The sequence below is a fragment of the Paenibacillus sp. 2TAB19 genome, from assembly GCF_052115185.1.
Taxonomy (GTDB): Bacteria; Bacillota; Bacilli; order Paenibacillales; family Paenibacillaceae; genus Pristimantibacillus.
In genome coordinates, this window is record NZ_JBFRGE010000049.1 from 1 (window position 1) to 19,324 (window position 19,324).

Annotated in this window: 15 protein-coding genes and 1 pseudogene; 12 read left to right on the forward strand and 4 right to left on the reverse strand. The window is 48.7% G+C overall.

Annotated features, from left to right (window positions below; genetic code table 11):
• Positions 1–155: pseudogene (locus AB4Z33_RS20435) on the reverse strand (VOC family protein); the annotation flags it as partial.
• 115 nt (positions 156–270) lie between these two features.
• Here AB4Z33_RS20435 and AB4Z33_RS20440 point away from each other — a divergent pair.
• The 4 genes from AB4Z33_RS20440 (at position 271) to AB4Z33_RS20455 (ending at position 2,896) form a co-directional block, all read left to right on the forward strand.
• Positions 271–1,182: a helix-turn-helix transcriptional regulator gene (locus tag AB4Z33_RS20440; RefSeq protein ID WP_442051655.1), complete on the forward strand. Its 912-nt coding sequence runs from the start codon at positions 271–273 to the stop codon at positions 1,180–1,182.
• A gap of 133 nt (positions 1,183–1,315) precedes the next feature.
• Positions 1,316–1,798 (forward strand): MarR family transcriptional regulator, encoded by a 483-nt coding sequence (locus tag AB4Z33_RS20445; protein WP_442051656.1) that lies wholly within the window; start codon positions 1,316–1,318, stop codon positions 1,796–1,798.
• 20 nt (positions 1,799–1,818) lie between these two features.
• Positions 1,819–2,394 (forward strand): nitroreductase family protein, encoded by a 576-nt coding sequence (locus AB4Z33_RS20450; protein WP_442051657.1) that lies wholly within the window; start codon positions 1,819–1,821, stop codon positions 2,392–2,394.
• A gap of 16 nt (positions 2,395–2,410) precedes the next feature.
• A complete protein-coding gene (locus tag AB4Z33_RS20455) occupies positions 2,411–2,896 on the forward strand; it encodes a nitroreductase family protein (protein WP_442051658.1) in 486 nt (161 codons plus the stop codon).
• Between the two features lie 25 nt (positions 2,897–2,921).
• Here AB4Z33_RS20455 and spoVB read toward each other — a convergent pair whose 3' ends face one another.
• Positions 2,922–4,472: a stage V sporulation protein B gene (gene spoVB / locus AB4Z33_RS20460; protein WP_442051659.1), complete on the reverse strand. Its 1,551-nt coding sequence runs from the start codon at positions 4,470–4,472 to the stop codon at positions 2,922–2,924.
• Positions 4,473–4,661: 189 nt separating this feature from the next.
• The gene (locus tag AB4Z33_RS20465; RefSeq protein ID WP_442051660.1) at positions 4,662–5,522 is read right to left on the reverse strand and encodes an AraC family transcriptional regulator; all 861 of its coding nucleotides are present in this window, start codon (positions 5,520–5,522) and stop codon (positions 4,662–4,664) included.
• A 134-nt stretch (positions 5,523–5,656) separates the two neighbouring features.
• Between AB4Z33_RS20465 and AB4Z33_RS20470 the strand changes: the two genes are divergently transcribed.
• The 8 genes from AB4Z33_RS20470 to AB4Z33_RS20505 all read left to right on the forward strand — a co-directional run bounded on the left by AB4Z33_RS20470 (position 5,657) and on the right by AB4Z33_RS20505 (position 16,165).
• Positions 5,657–7,561 carry a beta-L-arabinofuranosidase domain-containing protein gene (locus tag AB4Z33_RS20470; protein WP_442051661.1) on the forward strand — a complete coding sequence of 635 codons (1,905 nt, stop codon included), beginning with the start codon at positions 5,657–5,659 and terminating at the stop codon, positions 7,559–7,561.
• Between the two features lie 271 nt (positions 7,562–7,832).
• Positions 7,833–8,009 carry a hypothetical protein gene (locus AB4Z33_RS20475; RefSeq protein WP_442051662.1) on the forward strand — a complete coding sequence of 59 codons (177 nt, stop codon included), beginning with the start codon at positions 7,833–7,835 and terminating at the stop codon, positions 8,007–8,009.
• Positions 8,010–8,155: 146 nt separating this feature from the next.
• A complete protein-coding gene (locus AB4Z33_RS20480; RefSeq protein ID WP_442051663.1) occupies positions 8,156–9,430 on the forward strand; it encodes a methyl-accepting chemotaxis protein in 1,275 nt (424 codons plus the stop codon).
• A gap of 175 nt (positions 9,431–9,605) precedes the next feature.
• On the forward strand, positions 9,606–11,336 hold the full coding sequence (locus AB4Z33_RS20485) for a sensor histidine kinase (protein WP_442051679.1): 1,731 nt from the start codon (positions 9,606–9,608) through the stop codon (positions 11,334–11,336).
• A complete protein-coding gene (locus tag AB4Z33_RS20490) occupies positions 11,333–12,406 on the forward strand; it encodes a helix-turn-helix domain-containing protein (RefSeq protein WP_442051664.1) in 1,074 nt (357 codons plus the stop codon). Before AB4Z33_RS20485 ends, AB4Z33_RS20490 begins: the two co-directional genes overlap by 4 nt.
• A gap of 167 nt (positions 12,407–12,573) precedes the next feature.
• A complete protein-coding gene (locus AB4Z33_RS20495) occupies positions 12,574–14,283 on the forward strand; it encodes an extracellular solute-binding protein (RefSeq protein ID WP_442051665.1) in 1,710 nt (569 codons plus the stop codon).
• 89 nt (positions 14,284–14,372) lie between these two features.
• Positions 14,373–15,263, forward strand: coding sequence for an ABC transporter permease (locus tag AB4Z33_RS20500; RefSeq protein ID WP_442051666.1), 891 nt, complete (start codon positions 14,373–14,375; stop codon positions 15,261–15,263).
• 14 nt (positions 15,264–15,277) lie between these two features.
• Positions 15,278–16,165 (forward strand): carbohydrate ABC transporter permease, encoded by an 888-nt coding sequence (locus tag AB4Z33_RS20505; RefSeq protein ID WP_442051667.1) that lies wholly within the window; start codon positions 15,278–15,280, stop codon positions 16,163–16,165.
• A gap of 362 nt (positions 16,166–16,527) precedes the next feature.
• Here the strand turns inward: AB4Z33_RS20505 and AB4Z33_RS20510 are convergent, their stop codons facing one another.
• Positions 16,528–19,305: an Ig-like domain-containing protein gene (locus AB4Z33_RS20510; protein WP_442051668.1), complete on the reverse strand. Its 2,778-nt coding sequence runs from the start codon at positions 19,303–19,305 to the stop codon at positions 16,528–16,530.
• Between the last annotated feature and the right edge of the window lie 19 nt (positions 19,306–19,324).

Sequence of the window (19,324 nt, forward strand, 5' to 3'; positions counted from 1 at the left end):
ATATTCAACTCGTTTTCTGGTAAAGGGTAGTTCGGATCTTGCGGGAAATCCTTGAATTTCACTTTTTTTACTTTGCTTGCATGTAGCGCTTCTGAATAAAACGTTATGACCTGCTCGGTGTTCCCATCAAAATTTAAATACGTAATAACGGACATGTTAAAACCTCCTTCTTGTCATACATGAAGTATAAGCTATAATAGGTGACAGCTTAGTTGTCACCTTTTTATAGCTTTTTTTATTTTTTTTCTAAGTTCAGGCGGGAGGGTCAATATGAATAAAATCGAAAGATTAATATCTATAGTCATGATTTTGCTGCAAAAGAATGTCGTTTCAGCAACCGAGTTCGCTCAATTATTCAACATGTCCAAAAGAACGATTTTACGTGATATGGAAACGCTCGGCATGTCTAATATACCTATTTATTCTATAAACGGAGTTAATGGCGGATACGGGATTATGGATGAATACAAGTTAGACAAACGACTATTAAGCAGTAAAGACTTGGAGAATATATTAACCGCACTGGGCGGACTAGGACAAATTCTATTTAGTGACGAAGTAGAACTAACGATTAAAAAAATGGAATCGATGATCGGCTCAGCACCTTCGAAAGGTTCGATTCACCTGTCATTTTATGATTGGGACGGTCGTTCTGAAATTGTCCAAATCTTAAAGACTTGTCAAGAAGCAATCGTGCAAGGAAGGTTGCTAACCTTCGATTATATAGATCGAAGCGGAGTCAAGACGGATAGAAGGGTYGAGCCATACCAGCTTCATTTTAGCGAAACGAGTTGGTATTTGAAGGGTTTTTGTTTAAATCGAATGGAATATCGAACGTTCAAATTGTCCAGAACGGATAATCTTGATATCGATATCCAAACATTTGTTGCTAGAGATTTTATGACTGAGCAAAAGGCTGAACAACAGTATCAACCGAAATTAATTACAGTTAAAGCATTGATCTCCCATCAAATTAGAGATCACTTTATTGAAAGGTACGGTCAAAAAAGGATTGAAGCCTATAATTCCGAATTCTGTATCGTCAAAATCGATGTGCCGCAAAACGATATTGGATTCCGGTTTTTAGCTGGTTTTGGATCGGATTTGGAAATCATAGAACCTAAAGCATATGTTGATGATTTTCGAGAGTTTCTAAATGACATGATGAAGAAATATGCCTAGTGACATTAGTTGATAACCAGTATCATCCATGATATATTGTTAACTAGTAAACAATATTGGTTTAAAATCTTGTTTATATGTTATCTTTTAAGTAATTTTGAGTGTTTACTCGTTAATAAGGGGCGATTGAGGGATGGATGCAAAAGAGCGAACCAAACAGCTGCTATATGAGCAGTATATCCGGTTTTTACATGTCTATGAGAGTTATAAGGTTACGGAAATCGAACATTTTCAAAGTATCGCCCAAAGGGAAGCCATCGAGAAATTCCCCCAAAATTTGACCGCGGTTCATGTGATTGATTGCATCGGGCGGCATGAACCGATTAACAATACGGGGATTGCCGAGGCGATGAATTTGTCTAAGGCGAGTATTACCAAGATCGGCAGCAAACTGCTGGAAGAAGGATTCGTCAAACGCACGCAAATGAATGACAACAAGAAGGAAAGTTATTTCCGTTTGTCGCAGCAAGGCAAAAAAATCTTCGAACTGCACGAACGTCTTCATGAGCTTGAAGCAGAACGTTTTTACCGATTCTTGGACAGATATTCAGAAATGGAACTGAAGGTGATCCATAAATTTCTTCAGGATACGAGTATAGACATCGAATCCAGATGATCCGAAGGAGGATGTAGGGTATGAAATTGGCTGAATTGATCAAGGAACGCAGAAGTATCCGCAAATGTAATTCCAGGCCGGTGGAGCAAGAGCTGGTAGTTGAATTGCTGAGCAGCGCAGCCCGGTTGCAACCGTCCATAGACACTGGATCCTGGCGCGTAGTATATGCCGGAACTCCCGAAGCAAACAAAAGGCTGGCCGATTATATGCTTGCACAGATGTCCCAGAGTAAGCTGGGTAAGCTGATTCCGGGAAAACTATTGGATGTATTCAAAAAGAGATTTACCGATATCCCCGCCCATGTCATTGTCATGTCCTCTGTAGGGTCGGACCGTCTGACCAATGACCGTAATTATTCGGCCGTATGCGGGATCATGCAGAGCTTTCAACTGCTGGGCTGGGAACGGGGATTAGGCATGCTGTGGGATACGGAGTCCATGATTCAGCATGAAGGTTTCTTCCAAGGAATCGGCCTGCATGAGGATGAAAGATTCGTTGGCATTCTCCATCTGGGTTACTTTGATAAAACACCTAGGAGTCGCAAAAGAACGCCAGCCGAGCAGAAGTGGACCGTATATCAAGGACAGGTGAATTGAAAGGGGAGGTGTGAAAATGAAACTAACCGATTTATTCGGAGAAATGAGCAGTCCGGTCAAGTTTTTAGATCGTCCAGTGCCTAGGCAGCTGATGCTGGAGCTGCTTAATTATGCGGTTTGGGCGCCGAACGATGGGCTTCGCGAGCCATGGAGATTTATTTTTGCCGATAACCCGAATGGGAGGCTCCTGCAGGGCTTACAGGAACCGGCTCCGGCATATCTGCTAGTCGTGATGAGAGAAGAAGCAGACCGCTTTAAGCAGGAGGAGGACTTTGCAGCCGTCTCCTGCCTGGTTCAAAATTTCCGTCTGCTGGCCTATGAGCAGGGCTTAGGCGTGCGCTTCACCCTGCATGACTGGATGTATGACCGGAGCCGTGCCGCAACTTTTGGGGTACTAGGCAACGAGCGTATCGCCGGGGTACTGGAATTAGGATACTGCGAGTCTCACCTGGAAGAGAAATCGGAGACTCCTGAGCTTCAACTGCGGTTCGAGCTGCTGTAGGTGTGAAGAAGGCAACAAAAATTATTTACCACGGAATCGAAAACCTCTGGAGCTTGCTTTTCCAATTCAAAGTACCCGTCAATACGAGTGTAACGAAATAGATGAGCAAGGAACAAACGATGGAAGCTATGACGCTCCATAACAGCGGTAAGCCTTGATTGATAAGATAATCAAAGGTCCAGTGCCCGCATATCGCCATCAGCATCATACAGATCCCAACTTTGATATAAGGACGAACGCTCAAATATAATCCGATCGAACCTGAGATCGAAAAAAAGTTTAACAGGGTTTGCATGACAATTCCGATGCCGATGCCGTACGCGATGCCGATAATGCCGAATTGGCTGCCGAACACGAAGATCGCGATAGCCTTGACGATCGTTGCTGCCACGTAGTTCCACAGTGTAGCTTTAGCGCGGCCTAATCCGAGCAGGATGGCATGCAGCGGAGCGTCGAAATAATGCAAGAAAAACATCGGCGCCAATATTTTCAGCAGCAATCCTGCTTCCGGTGCGTTGTAGACAAGCGTCGTAAGCGGAGTTGCCCACTCGAACAGAATGACGGTCGCCGGCGCGCCGATCAGAAGCCCCAAGCTTAGCGCCTGATTCATCCTCTCATGCATAAGCAGACTGTTCTTGTTCGCCGCTGCCTCGCCAATCGCAGGAATGAGAGCGGTGGACAAGGACTGCGTGATAAAGCTTGGCATGAACAGCAGTGGAAATACATAGCCGGCCAGCAGGCCGAATTGCTTCGTGGCTAACGCCGTGCCTATGCCGGCCAGCGCCAGGCTGGATGTAATGAGAAGCGGTTGGAAGGTGCTGTATAACGAGTGAGTAACGCCGTGACCGGTCGTCGGCAGTCCGATCTGCAGCAGCTCACCAAGCGTGCTTCTTCCTTGCTTCACGTTACTCGCCCATGTCTCGCCCTGCACCTTCGATTCTCCGTACAGCTTGTAGCTTGCCACTAGAAATAAGAGGCTGATCGCTTCGCTGACGACGGATGCAGCCATTGCACCCGCGGCCGCATACGCGATGCCGAAAGGCAGCAATAGGTGTACCAATGCGAGGACACAAGCGATCTGCACCGTATGCTCGAGCACATCGGAGGCGGCGATGGTCTTCATCTGCTGCATGCCGCGGAAGTATCCTTTCAACACCGCGGAGATGGCGATAATTGGCGCGATCGGCGTAATCGCTAGCATCGCATAATAGGCTCGTTGATCGCTCAGCAAGATGGATGCGATCCATTCGGATCCTAATAGTGAAATGGTCGTAAGCGCTATGCTTAAGACGCTGGTGACGGCTAGCGAGACGTGAAGGATACGTCTCACTTTCCCTCGTTCTCCACGAGCGTGGGCCTCTGCGACCAGCTTTGAGATGGCCACTGGCAATCCAAGCTCCGTAATCGTAATGACGAGCGGGAGGAGAGGAGCCGCCATCATCAAGAGGCCGATTCCCTCCGCGCCCAGTACGCGAGCAACATACATGCCGCTGATAAATCCGAGAATACGGTTAATGAAAGCAGCGACAGATAACACTAACGTACCTCTCATGAACGATTGCCCATGTTGCGTCATAGCTTGTTTCCTCCTGTTCATCGAATACTTACATATGTATTCAACATTTGGAAAAGCATGCGAACGAGCTTGTGTGGACTCATTCTAGGACAAGCAATGTTACGCATACGAATATGTTCTTATATATTGTTGATCAAAAAATAAGGCATTTTGGATTAGCGTCCAAGATGCCTTATTTTGTTGCACAGGTCATGGCTTATAAAACTGTTGGATGAAGGAGGAAGGCGGTTCGCCAAATGTTTTCTTGAACACTCTTGTGAAGTAGAACGGGTTCTGATACCCTAGCTGTTCACTAATTTCCGTAATCGTTCGCGAACTTGTGCGCAGCAGCTCGACGGCCTTGTTCATCTTGAGCCGCGTATGCGTCTCTACTATGCTTTGGCCTGTCGTCTTGCGGAACGTTGACGAGATGTGGCTGTAGTTCATGTTCAAGTGCTTTCCAATATCGTTGGCGTTGAAGGGCTCTTCCAAGTGAGCTGACAAATAGTTCAATACGCGATCTGCCAGTTCAGCTGCGGTCCCGCGTTTACTGGAGGATATAGCGTTCATTGAAGCAAGATCAAGAAGAAACCGGTAGGCGCTGAGGCTGATCCGTGTCAGACGATAGCTGTCGCGCTGCTCGGATTCTCTAACAATCGCTGATAAGCGTTCCTCTGTTCCGGGCGGTGCCAGCCCGTGCTTKGGGAGATAAATCCGGTGTTCGTAATGTTCGGGAGCGTAATAATCCGGTTCGGGTAGCGGAGCCTGATCTTTGTAATCGAGATGCCGATCATCAGCAGGGTAGAAGTGAATCCAATACCAGCTCGTCCCGGCGGTGGTCTCCGGTCGCCCCCAATGATGCAACCCCTTTTCCAAAAACATAAATTCGCGTTCGCCCACGATGTAGGGCTTGCCATCCTCAATCAATTGCATGCTGCCTTTCGACACATAGAGAAAGACATGATAATCCAATATCCTGTCTGGGTGGGTATAGGTGTGGCTGGTGACGTTCCATCCCATGTCCCTTACGAGCGGAAACCGTTCCGCGGTGATATGGAGCGAAGACTTCATGAATGATGCCTCCTGAATGGTTAATGTGAAAACACAAAAAAAGTATAGGGAAAACAAATTATTCTGCATGTCATTAGAATCTATAGATGATTAGAATAAATACTAACACAAATATAATGAAGGTGGTAATGAGTATGGAAAGCCGATTGAAGGAGCTCCCATTAGGTAAGATCAAGCTTAGTGATGGTCCTATCAAATCTAGATTTGAATTAAATAAAAGCTATCTAATGAGTTTGACTAACGATAATTTGCTCCGTAATTTCTATTTGGAGGCCGGGCTTTGGAGCTACAGCGGTAACGGCGGGACCACAAGCGCGACTACAAGCAATATGGACGGTCCTGATCATTGGCACTGGGGCTGGGAGTCGCCGACCTGCGAGCTGCGCGGTCATATTATAGGGCACTGGCTATCGGCCGCGGCTAAAATCTACGCACAAACGCAAGACCCGCTTATTAAGGGGAAAGCCGACTATATCGTAAATGAGCTTGCGAGATGCCAGGAGTCGAACGGAGGCGAATGGCTGGCTGCTTTTCCGCAAACGTATATGCATCGGATTGCCGCGGGCAAATTCGTCTGGGCGCCGCACTATACGATCCATAAATTGCTCATGGGCCTTTACGATATGTACGCGGCAGCCGGCAATGCACAGTCTTTAAAGATCATGTCCGGAATAGCAGACTGGTTCTACCGATGGACAGGCCAATTCTCTGTAGAACAGATGGATGAGCTGCTTGATCTGGAAACAGGCGGCATGCTCGAGGTATGGGCGGATCTATATGGAAAGACAAGCGATGAGAAACATCTGGCACTTATTAGGCGATATGATCGGAGACGTTTTTTTGATGCTCTTCTTGCAGGAGAGGATTGTCTAACGAACAAACATGCCAATACGCAAATCCCTGAGATATTGGGTGCCGCAAGAGTATGGGAAGTAACAGGAGAGGAGCGTTACCGTAACGTTGTGGAGGCGTTCTGGCGCTGCGCCGTAACCGAAAGGGGTTACGTTGCAACGGGGGCGGGCGATAATGGGGAGTTGTGGATGCCCAATATGGATATGGCCGCACGCCTTGGAGTCGGGCAAGAACATTGCTGCAATTACAATATGATGAGACTTGCCCATGTACTGCTGCGCTGGACAGGTGACGCTTCTTACGGGGATTACTGGGAACGTCGATTTTACAATGGCGTCCTGTCTCATCAGCACGGGGCTACCGGGATGATCTCTTATTTTCTTGGCGTAGGTCCTGGCAGCCAAAAAACATGGGGATCCGCGACACAGCATTTCTGGTGCTGTCATGGAACCTTGCTGCAGGCGAACGCGTCGTACGAACCGCAAATATTCATGGAGGAAAAGGATGGCATATCCATCTGCCAGTGGATTCCTTCCGAGCTTCATCATCGACGCGCAGATTCCAATCTGACCATTCGGATCGAGCAGGATGGCCAATACGGAATTTACCCTTTAAACAACTGGTCCGTAAGCGGGATGACAGCCATTACGAAAGTCGATATGCCGCCGATTCCGGTTCATCGTCCGGACCATTTCGTCTATAACATAACGATCAGTCTCGACAGCCCATCAACCTTTGATCTGAACCTTCGACTTCCGTGGTGGATAAGCGGTACGCCGATCATCCGTGTTAACGGTGAAAACCCATTAGATGCCGCCCCTATGGAACCCTCTTCCTTCGTTCAAGTGAGAAGAGCATGGAAGGATGGTGACGTTGTAAAGGTTGAGCTTCCTAAGACATTGAAAACCGAGCCGCTGCCAGGCAATTCGGGGATGTTCGCCTTCATGGATGGCCCGATCGTGCTTGCTGGGCTAACGCATGAGGAGCGAATTTTGGTTGGAGAGCCGTCTCAGCCGGAAGAGCTGCTCCAGCCGGATCGTGAACGAAATCACTCTTGGTGGAACCCGGGATATTATCGGACGAAGAGGATCGATCGCGGATTCCGATTCATCCCTTTATATGAAGTGAAGGACGAGATGTATTCCGTCTACTTCTCGCATAAAAGCGTAGGAGACAGGATGGAGTAAAAACACGGTATATTGAAAATAGTCTACGAATCTCATAGTTGCACAACAGGCAAAGCTGACAACGGAAATTAATCGTAGTCAGCTTTTTTTGCATTAACATCTTGCAAGAAACGTTTATAACCGCAAATATGATAATGATTATCATATTTGGTTAATGACATCATGGGAACGCTGCTTTTTACCTTGCTTATTTCGGCGTGTGGAGCTTCGAATTCCGTTGAGTTTTCCGCGACATTGGAGCCGACTCAGTCGGCAAACGCAACGGCTACGAATGAGCCTTCAACCCGATCTTATTCTGTTCGACGACTGGGATGAAGCGGGCATCGAGCCTGCCGTTAAGGAAAACCGCGTCTTCTGGTTGAATAGCAAATTCAACTATGATGATCCGATTACGCTTGACCGGCTTCTGGACGAAATCGTAACGATCATGAACGCTCCGGCCCAATAACGGCCGATAGAATCGAAGTAAAGCCGGCGATGCCGGCTTTTACGTTTTATTTAAAGCTTCCTGTGATGTTTGTCACAGTTGGCCGTACCGTTAGATTGCTATAATGCAAACGACGGAAGTTTATGCAGCAACGGGGAGGCGAACCAATGAAATCAAGCCTGATTACTAAAATTGTGGTAGGCATTTCGATAGTAGCTATAACGACGTATGGAACGAGCGCCTTTTTTATTTTCGTGTTAAAGGATTATTTGGCTCCGAACATGGAGTCGTGGATATTTATGCTGCTAACCTTCGCATTAGGCGTGTTTTGGACAGGGCTGCTCGGATGGCTGACGGCAAGGTGGCTCGTGAAGCCGCTTAACGACCTGCACCGGGCAGCGGGATTAGCGGCAGGAGGGGACTTGAAGGCGGGCGTTGACATTCCGAAATCGAAGGACGAGCTGAAGCAGCTTGCGATTTCGTTCAACCAGATGATTGCCAGCCTGCGCGGTATTGTTGTCGATATCGACGCGCATTCGAATGCGACAGGCACGGAAGTGGAGCAGCTGCGAATGGCGGCGGAGCAAGCGGCTATGCTGCTGACAGCCATATCGGAACAGGTGGACGAAATATCGGGCAATACCGATACGCAGGCGCATCTTTCTCGAACGATGTATGCTTCCATTGAGGAGATAGCCGGCATTTCCGCCGACGCGAAGGCATGTACGGTGGAGGCTCAGCAGGATGCTGTGCGAATGGAGAACTCGATGGCCAGCAGCAACGAAGCGATCGATTCGTTATCGGCTGCGATGCAGCGACTTGCCGAAGAAGGCAATGAAACGTTCGGCATCGTCAATAAGCTCGAGAAGCATGCGGAGCAAATTCAAGATATTATCCGCGTCGTGGAGGACATTTCGGACCGGACCCATCTGCTGGCGCTGAACGCTTCAATAGAAGCGGCCCATGCCGGCGAACATGGTCAAGGGTTTCAGGTGGTGGCGGTGGAAATTAGGAAGCTGGCCAACCATAGCTCGATGGAGGTCAAGCATATCGGCGGATTAATTGAAGCGATACAGACCGACCTGACGGTGGCCGTCGGCCGAATGGAGACGCAAGCGCAGCTCATCCATAACGAATCGTCCAAAACAACCGAAACGATCAGCCATTTGCATTTGATTGCGCAATCGGTGAACCGTACGGTTGAAGYCATCCATAAAATTGCCGCTTTAATGCAAATCCAGTCTGTGAAAATGGCGGCGATGCTGGAGGGGGCACAGCTGGTTGCCGATGTGGCGGAGGAAAACGCTGACAAGCTCAGCACGATAGCGTCTTCCGTACAAGAGCAAAACGCGATGGTCCAGGAGGTGGCAGCAGCCTCCAACGAGCTGCAGAATATGACGCTCGCTTTGCAAAGCGGGATTGGAAAGTTTCGTTTCAAGTAAATGGAATGGAACAATTATTGATCAAGAGCATTTCCCAGTCTGCCCGCACCCAAAGAAGGAGAAACACGCCAAGCGGCGAATATTGCTCCATACTCGTTGTGAGGTGGTGGAGGTGCTCGGCAATCGCCAGGTAAAGTCTAATCGAACGGAACGTAGGAAGACAAGCTTCTTGAATATGCTTCGCAACCGGTTTCAATTCTCCTCTCTTCGCAAACGAATTATGGTGTTTCTGACTGTTGGCTTTGTGGGATGCGCCGTCTTAATGGCGTCCGTTTCCTACAATGCGATCTACACGATGCAGCGCGATAAAATAAAGACCTCAATGGCTTTTGATCTGTACCAGCAAACATCAAAGTTGAATCAGATGTACAATAACCTGCTTCAGGTTACGCAGCAGATGACGCCGGAAGGCACGGTGGGTCACCTGATGGAAACGTATATCTCTACCGCCGACCCATATAGTCAGCGTCTTCTCTCACGCGATATTTCCTATAATATTGGATTAATTACGTTTTCGAATCCGGCTATGCAGCTGGTGATGTATTTTAACCCCGCAAGCGGGAAAGCTTATCAATCCAATTTGCCGCTGCGCGGTGACTTCACGCTGGAATCCTTGCCTAGTGTCGCCGGTATCGGGGAGCTGAAATACCAGTCTCCGCATAAATCTTTATGCCGATTCAGCGATGATCTGGTTGTGTCGGTGACACGGGAGGTTACCTTTTCAGACGGAACGCAGCTAGTCGTTTATGTGGAAGCCAAGTCGGATATTACCACTGATATGAACTCGCTTGCGGAAAACTTGTACATGCCCTATACGCTTGTTTTCACCGATACGGCGGACATGGTGACCTATAGCAGCAATTCAACTGCTTTTGCGGACGGCGGGCCTCTCGAGCTCAGCGGGCAATCGGGTGTGACGGGCGATTATGTATGGAATCGGATGACAGGCGATTACGGCTACGGCATCACGCTGCTGCTTCCCGTCTCCTACTACAATCATGAGCTCTATACGTGGAAAAACCATATGTATTGGATTCTCGCCGTTGCCCTTCTGATGATGTTCATGCTCACTTTATTATTGCGGAGGCTCATTAACAGGCCATTTCGATTGATAGAGAAGGAAATGAGGACGTTTGGTAAGGGCTATATGGGAACTAGCTCATACCATACGGGGATCGATGAATTTGACCGGATATTCGATCAGTTTAATATTATGAAGCGGCAAATTCAGCAGCTGATTATGGATGTGGAGCAGAAGGAAAAGCGCCGTCATCAGCTGGAGATCGAGAAGCTAGCCTATCAAATCAACCCGCATTTTCTGATGAATACGCTCAATTCGGTGCGTTGGCTGGCGGTTATGCATAAGCAGTCGGAGATTGAGAAGTTTGTTTCCTCGTTGATTTTTTTGTTGAGCTATAACTTGGGCAAGTCGGAGGGTACGGCTACTTTCAGGACGGAAATAGACGTCATGCGAACGTATCTGGAACTGCAGCAGATGCGGCATGATTTCGAGGTGAAGCTGGATATTGCGGAAGGGACCTATCTCGATAGTCCTGTCGCAAGGTTTATCCTGCAGCCCATCGTGGAAAATGCCGTTTGTCATGGCCTTGACGATCACGGCAAGCTGGAAATCTGTATTTCGCCTGACGAAACCGCGCAGATGGTGCGCATTATGATTCGCGATGACGGCAAAGGGCTAAGTCAGGAGACGCTTGCCTTATTGCAGCGCGATACGCCGGATCAGCAGCAGACAGGCTGGGGGATTGGACTTCGTTATGTCCGATCGATGCTTGAATCCTTTTATGGCTATAAAGCTCGTATGGGTATAGAAAGCACTCCGAATCACGGCACAACCGTTACGTTAACCCTTCCCATTCAGCAGTATAGAAAGGAGAGAGCGATTTGATTCGTGTATTAATCGTTGACGATGACAAGCTTGCCCGCAAAGGCTTCATTTCGATTATGCCTTGGACCAATCACGATATGATTGTAGTCGGCGAAGCGGCGAACGGCGCGAAGGCGCTCGAATTTATGGAAAGGCATGAGGTGGATCTCATGTTCGTCGATCTTTCGATGCCCGTCATGTCGGGAATGGAGCTGCTTCAAGTCACGCGGCAAAGATTTCCTGGGCTGCGCTCCGTTATTTTATCTTTTCATGAAGAGTTCGAGAATGTGCAAACGGCTTATCGCATGGGGGTGCTCGATTATATATCGAAGGTGCGTCTGGAATCGGAGGACGACGAGCAAATATTGAACCGAATCCAGCAGCAAATGACAGGAGAAAAGCCTCATCACTCAGCCAAGCCTCCCGCGGTATCCGCGCCTGTGGCTGCTTCCGAGCAAGACGTCTGCCTACAGGAGGAAGAAGAATGGAGAGGGCTGGAGCAGGAGTGGCGGTCGCACTATTGGCTTTATAATGAATCGGTCTTCCAGCGCTTATGCAAAAGGACCGTAGAAGCCAAGGTTTCTTTTCGCCGTCTGGAAGGTCTGTTCATGCGTGTGTTGTCACAAATGGAGACCGTTATCGCAATGGATGCCGAGCTCCGGTCAGATGCCAATGACGTCCGGTCGGCGGTTGAATGGCTGCGCGATTACAGGAAACGCGTGTATGCGCACGTTGCGGCATCCTCCGATTTCACCAATACGACGACCAGCATTCTGAGGGCTGTGCTGTTCATTCGCGAGCAGGCTTCGAATACGCTGCATGCCGAGGACGTCGCCGATCATGTGCACATGAGCCGAAGCTATTTTAGCCAATGCTTTAAGAAGCTGACGGGCACGACGTTCAATGATTACTTAAGACAAGAGCGGATAAGAGCGGCCGAGCGTCTGTTATGCGAAACGAATCAGTCGATCGCGTGGGTTGCTCATGCTGTAGGCTACAACGACTCCAAGTATTTTTCCCACCTCTTCTATGAACAGACTCGCCTCTTGCCCTCCGAATTTCGTGCTCAGTTCCACAGGGGGGAAGAATGATTTCATCTTATCGAACAAACATCTACCTCGGCCCCTTATTCGTCGCAAAACACGGCACAACCGTCCGACTTTTTTTCTCCGCTTCCAATGTACAATGAGAAGGCAAGAAACGAAGCAACCGCTTACAAAACAAGAATTGCTTCGCCATTCTCTTAGGGAGGGATTAGATGAAAAAGAATATGGCAATGCTGCTTTCCGTCGTATTGCTTGGCCTAACCTTGACAGCATGTACTTCTTCCAATGATTCATCGAATAATTTGAAAGCGTCTTCACAACCAGACTCGAGCTCCCAGCTTTCGGGAGACGATTTGGCCTTCTCCAAATTTGACAAGCCTGTTGACGTTCACATCGGCATGGTGGTAGATCCAACAGACAAAACGCTGCCGGAAGGCGACAGCGTAAGCAATAACCAATACACGCGCTACCTCAAGGAGAAGTACAACATCAACGTCATCGTGGATTGGACCGCGGCCACCGGCAACGATTTCAAGCAGAAGGTCAGCTTAACGATCGCTTCGGGCAAGCTGCCGGACGGCATGGTTGTCGACGACCGCTCGTTCATGACCAAAGCGGCCAGCTCGGGATTGCTCTATGACATCACCGATATATTCCAGCAATATCAGTCCTCTCAGGTGAAGGACATTATGGCGAGCACCGAAGGCCGTGCATTGGAAAATGCCAGCTACAAGGGCAAGATGGTTGCGCTCCCGAACATTACGGTGGATACCGACGGCGTTCACGTCTTGTGGATTCGCAAGGATTGGCTCGATAAGCTGCAGCTGCCCGTGCCGAAGACGGTGTCGGATGTTGAAAAGGCGGCGAAAGCTTTTATCGATAATAAGCTTGGCGGGGACAAAACGATCGGTATTGCCGGTCCATCCAAAAATACTTTCCCGTATTCCACGTTCCTTGTTTCCTCCAACAATATGGGCGGATTCGATCCGATTTTTGGCGCGATGGATGCGTATCCGGGCTACTGGCTTGACAATGGCGACGGATCGGTATCGTACGGAACGATATCAGACAATACAAGAAAATCATTGGCTTTGCTGGCTGATTGGTACAAAAAAGGGCTTATCGATCCCGAGGTAGGCACACGCGACAACGTAGGGGATCCGATCAATGCCAATCAGACAGGCATTTTCTTTGGTCCATGGTGGAATGGCGGCTACGGCAACGGGGACTCCTTCAAGAACGATCCGACGGCGAACTGGCAGGCCTATCCGGTCTATTCCGATGATAACAAGTGGAATGCGCATATGAAAACGACGGGCAGCACCTACACCATTATTAGCAAAAACGCCAAACCGGATGTCGTCAAAGCGATCATGATCATGAATAACGCTCTTGTGCGCGATGAAGCGACCTTTGATTTATCCGTTGCCGTGGGCTGGTATCCGCTTCGCAACGTTATGGCTGCAGCTAATGAAACGGAATACGAATATGTCGAGCTTCTGAAAGTGCTGAAAGGCGAGACCGATCCAGAGGATTACAATAAGCCGAACAGCTTGTACAAATTGATGTATGCGGATGCGAAAAAGGTGAGGGACGTCATTAAGCCTCCGTACGACGATCTGAATGTGAGCAACTTCAGCACGGCTAACTTCGGCGATTTCCAGCGTTTGTACTCCATCATGATCGGCGATCGTCCGTTCACGACGATTCCTATCGACAAGAAGGTATTTAGCGTCACCTACAACCAGACGCCTACGATGGAAACGAAATGGGCCAACCTGAAGAAGATGGAGGACGAAACCGTGATGAAGATCATCCTTGGCCAAGCGTCCATCGATTCCTTCGACAAATTCGTGAAGGACTGGAAGTCCCAAGGCGGAGACGAGATCACGGCGGAAGTGGCGGAGCTCTTGAAGAAATAAAATGGCGGAAGCTTGCGGAAGGCACTGCGGTTTCGAAGTGCACTCCGCAAGCTTTGCTATACGGATAGGAAGAAGGGAGGTTAGACGCATTGAGGAAATTAGGCCATCAGAAACATTATTATTTGATGCTGCTGCCGGGCATGGTCTGGCTAGTGATGTTCAGTATCGTGCCTATGACCGGAATTGTGATGGCTTTTCAGAATTTTAACCCGGGAGCGGGGATGTTCAAATCCGAGTGGGTGGGACTCGAAAACTTCAAGTATATGTTTCAGCTGAATGACAGCAAGACGGTCATCATCAATACGTTTATTATCGCTGTCGGCAAAATCGCGCTCAATTTGCTTGTTCCGCTCGTCTTTGCCATTTTGCTGAACGAGCTTCGCAGCTTGCGCTACAAAAAGCTGGTACAGACCGTCGTTTACCTGCCGCACTTTCTGTCGTGGGTTATTATGTCAACGATTGTCATCGGGATCTTCGGCTATTACGGCGTCGTCAATACGGTTATCGGGATGTTCGGCTTCGATCCTAAGCTATTCATGGCGGATGCGGGTATATTCCGGCAGCTCGTCATCGGCACCGACGTGTGGAAGGAGTTCGGCTTTAACGCCATTATTTATCTTGCGGCGCTAACGGGCATTAATCTCAATCTGTATGAGGCGGCCGCCATTGACGGGGCCAATCGTTGGCAGTTGATCCGGCACGTTACGCTGCCTGCTCTGTCGACTACGGTTGTGTTGCTGGGTGTCTTAAGCTTGGGCAACGTGCTGAATGCCGGCTTCGACCAAGTGTATAACCTGTATAACCCGCTTGTGTATTCAACAGGGGATATTTTGGATACATGGGTGTACCGGCTGGGCTTGCAAAATCTGCAATACTCGCTCGCGACGGCTGCCGGATTGTTCAAGTCGGTCATTAGCTTTGTGCTCATATTCATATCCTATCGTCTGGCGTATCGCTATGCCGATTACACGGTATTCTGAAGGAGGGAGCTGCATTGGTCAGAAATATAACGGTAGGCTCGCGGACGTTTGAAATTGCCAATATCGTCGTCCTCGGTCTTCTTCTCGTCAGCTGCATATACCCGCTTTGGTACACTTTCTGTGTATCGATCTCCGAGAAAGCGGCCGCCAATGCGGGCTTGGTTACGATATTTCCTATCGGTTTCTCCTTGTCGTCGTATAAGGAGATTATTAGCGACAGTCTGTTCTTTAACGCGTTCTGGATTTCCATCCAACGCACCGTGCTCGGTACGGGATTCGCCTTGCTGATGACGGTATTAATGGCTTATCCGCTGGCAAGGCCCAAGAAGGATTTCAAAATGCGCAATACGTTCATGTGGGTGCTTGTCTTCTGCATGCTGTTTAACGGGGGATTGATCCCTTGGTATCTTACCATTCAAAACTATCATTTGATCGATACGATCTGGGCGTTGGTGCTTGGCGGAGGAGTGCCGGTATTCGACGTAATCTTGATCATGAACTTCTTCCGCAATTTGCCGAAGGAGCTGCATGAGGCGGCCGTAGTCGACGGCGCCGGTCCTTGGTCAGTCCTGTTCCGGGTGTATATTCCATGCTCCATTCCGGTTCTTGCCGCAGTGGCGTTGTTCCTTAGCGTATATCATTGGAACGAGTTTTTTAACGGATTGGTGCTCATGAACACCTCCGCTAAATATCCGCTCCAAACCTATATCCAGCAGCTTGTCGTCAACATTCCGGTTGGCACCAATCTAACCCCCGAACAATACAAGAAGCTGTCGGAGCTGTCTAACCGGACGCTGAATTCGGCTAAAGTATTCATCGCCATGGTGCCGATGCTGATCGTATATCCGTTCCTGCAAAAGTATTTCGTATCGGGTATTATGCTAGGCGCCGTGAAGGAGTAAAACAAAAAGACCGCCTTAACCGGCGGTCTTTTGCTGTATTGGAAACTGTTTTTTTATTTGCGGCGTTTTTTCATCATGCGGGTATAGATGATAAGTGCGACAGCGATCATTGCCATGAATCCTAAGTTGGACGCTATTTCCTGCTCTAAACCAAACAACATGCAAAGGTTAGTAATCAGACTTTTCGTCAGCAGCGCGGTTACTATCAATATTAGCGGTCTTATAAAATTGTATCTTCTCATCCCTTGCCCCCTGTTTCTGGACGTTATAGGCCTGTCTACTCCGGCAAGTATATCAATTGCCGGCCTGTTCGTCCAGATGTGGCGGCGTTCTCCATCCAAAACCCCTTAACCGCTACAATATTAAGCCTCTTTCGTTTTTTCGCTCTGGAGATAGTCCATCAGTCTTAAAATAATGGCAGCCATTTCGGCCCTTGTTACCGTTCCTTCGGGTTTGAAGCTGCCATCGGGATAGCCTTGAAGAATACCATTGTCGAGTGCCCGTTGCACGCCTTCTGTTGCCCAACTTGGTATTAGCGAAGCATCAGTGAAATTAGACAGATGTTTGTCGGCAGAAGCGTCTGCATCCTTAATTAGCTTCCCTATCATCGTGGCCAATTGAGCCCTTGTAAGAGCTCCTTCTCCATCGAAATCGCCACCGTTGCCTACCATAATTCCATATTGAAGCACCGCCGCGACATACGGTTGGGCCCAAGCTGGAATGGATTTAAGCCATTCATTATTTTCTGACGTACTTAAATGAATATCGGTAATACTTAAGTTTAGCGCTTTGGCAATGACAACGGCCATTTGGTAACGAGTAGTGCTTACATTAGGTTTGAACGTATTGTCGGTAAACCCTTGAAGAACATTAAGGCTCATCATTTTTAAAATATCAATATTTGCCCAGCTCGCATTGGAATCCGATGGTTGATATACGTTTTTATTCTCCAGTACGGAAATCCAGGTTCCTGGAGGCACTTCCGCGCCTAGTAGATTTCCATTTACCGAAGTGGGGACCGCAATCCAAGCTTTATAGACGCTATCATAATAATACACCAGGGTATGATTCGAAAGCGTACCGCTTACGGGAATGTTAACGGAGCTTCCCTCTAACGGCTTGAAGGCTTGTACGATTATCTTCACATTAGCATTGTCTAAAGTTGGTGGCGTAATATCCTCATCTGTATTACCGCCGCTATTATCGGAAGGTAAGGTTTGATTATCTTCAGGTGGCTTTGATGGCGCGCTACTAATTGTCGTAAAGTCCCAGGTAGTCGTATCCATAAAACCGCTGAACGCATTTCCCGAGAGATCGACAATCGCGCCGGACGTAATTTGTACGTAGTACGACGTGTTCTTCTCCAGCGCAAGGTATGGAGTAAGGATAACCCTAGAGCCGGATAGTTCTACTTGGGCTTTGCCATCAGCAAAGACGCTGCCGCCTGAAAGGTAGATGTCTAGAACGGGTGAAGCAACACCTTGTTTGTACAAGCGAATGTCCCCGTCACCGAGCATGACATCTTCGTCCAACGTGAGGATCAAGCTGCCCGAAAGCGGAGCCTTCCGATTATCGTCGGGCGAGATAGAGACGAGCTGCGGCGGAACTAGATCATAGGTATTGAAGTGCCACTCCGCGCCGACTAGTCCGGAAAACGGCAGGCCGCTATAATCCTCGAACGATCCGCTAGAAACTTCAACATAGTAGGCCGTTGCGCCGGATAGATCCACGTTGGGATCCAGCATCACGTTATTTCCGCTAAATTCAATATCCGCACCTTGGATCTCGCCGTCGGCAATCGCAAAGGTTTGCGCGATAGATTGATCGGCTAGACGGCGAATATGAATGTTGCCTGTACCTAGACGAACAGGTTCATGAAAAGTTAGGAAAAGATTGGTATCTTCCCCCACCGTAGTCGAGGAAGGCGTAAAGTCGTTAAGAAACGGCGGTAAGTTAACCGTCGTAAAATCCCAAGTGGTCGTATCTAAAATACCGCTGAAAGCATTTCCCGACAGATCCACGATCGCTCCAGACGTAATTTGTACGTAATACGATGTGTTCTCTTCCAGTTCAAAGTTGGGAGATAGGGTAACCGTTGATCCGGATAGCTCCACTTGGGCGTCGCTATCGGAGAAGATGCTGCCGCCAGAAAGATAGATATCCAGAACGGGCGAAGCAACGCCTTGTTTGTACAAGTGAATGTCTCCGTAACCGAACATGACATCTTCGTTAAACGTGAGCGTCAAGCTGCCCCAAAGCGGAGCCTCCTCATCGTCATTGGGTGAGACGGAGACGAGCTGCGGCGGGACAAGATCGTAAGTATTGAAACGCCACTCCGCATCGATTAGTCCCGAGAACGATAGACCGTCAAGATCCTCGAACGCTCCGCTAGGAATTTCGACATAGTAGGCCGTAGCGCCGGACAGATCCACGTTGGGATCCAGCATCACGTTATTTCCGCTAAACTGGGCTTCGGCTCCTTGCATCTCGCCATCGGCAATCGCGAAGGTTTGGGCGATGGAATGATCGGCTAATCGTCGAATGTGGATATCGCCTGTACCCAGACGAACGGGTTCATGAAAAGCTAGGAATAGATTGGTATCTTCTCCCACCGTAGTAGAGGAAGGGTTATAGTCGTAAAGAAACGGTGGTAGGTTAACCGTCGTAAAGTCCCAAGTCGTCGTATCCAAAATACCGCTGAATGGATTTCCGGAGTGATCCACTAGCGCGCCAGACGCGATCTGTACGTAGTACGTCGTGTTCTCCTCCAGTTGAAAATATGGAGTAAGGGTAAGCGTTGAACCGGATAGCTCGACTAGAACATTCTCGTCATGGATGGCGGTGCCGCCAGAAAGGATAATGTCGAGAACCGGCGAAGCATCGCCCTGCTTGTACAAGCGAATATCTCCGTAATAGAAGTTGACATCCTCGTCGAAGGTGAGGCTTAAGCTACCCGAAAGCGGTGCTTCCGCATCGTCATCGGGCGAGACGGAGACTATTAATGGGGCGACCGTATCGGCCGTTTCATCAAGGGATAGGAAGTTTACGGGCAAACTGGTCTTGCTAGATTGGATGGCAGAATCATACGCCAAGGGCGTCGCTGCGGCATGCGCTACATAAGGTGCGAATATATTTATCATTTGCGTAGACGCGGTTGCA

Excerpts from the sequence above, each read along its gene's own strand:
- AB4Z33_RS20445 (WP_442051656.1), top strand. The coding sequence starts at position 1,316 with ATGGATGCAAAAGAGCGAACCAAACAGCTGCTATATGAGCAGTATATC.
- AB4Z33_RS20450 (WP_442051657.1), top strand. The coding sequence starts at position 1,819 with ATGAAATTGGCTGAATTGATCAAGGAACGCAGAAGTATCCGCAAATGT.
- AB4Z33_RS20455 (WP_442051658.1), top strand. The coding sequence starts at position 2,411 with ATGAAACTAACCGATTTATTCGGAGAAATGAGCAGTCCGGTCAAGTTT.
- spoVB (WP_442051659.1), bottom strand. The coding sequence starts at position 4,472 with ATGACGCAACATGGGCAATCGTTCATGAGAGGTACGTTAGTGTTATCT.
- AB4Z33_RS20470 (WP_442051661.1), top strand. The coding sequence starts at position 5,657 with ATGGAAAGCCGATTGAAGGAGCTCCCATTAGGTAAGATCAAGCTTAGT.
- AB4Z33_RS20475 (WP_442051662.1), top strand. The coding sequence starts at position 7,833 with ATGAGCCTTCAACCCGATCTTATTCTGTTCGACGACTGGGATGAAGCG.
- AB4Z33_RS20485 (WP_442051679.1), top strand. The coding sequence starts at position 9,606 with ATGCTTCGCAACCGGTTTCAATTCTCCTCTCTTCGCAAACGAATTATG.
- AB4Z33_RS20495 (WP_442051665.1), top strand. The coding sequence starts at position 12,574 with ATGAAAAAGAATATGGCAATGCTGCTTTCCGTCGTATTGCTTGGCCTA.
- AB4Z33_RS20510 (WP_442051668.1), bottom strand. The coding sequence starts at position 19,305 with ATGATAAATATATTCGCACCTTATGTAGCGCATGCCGCAGCGACGCCC.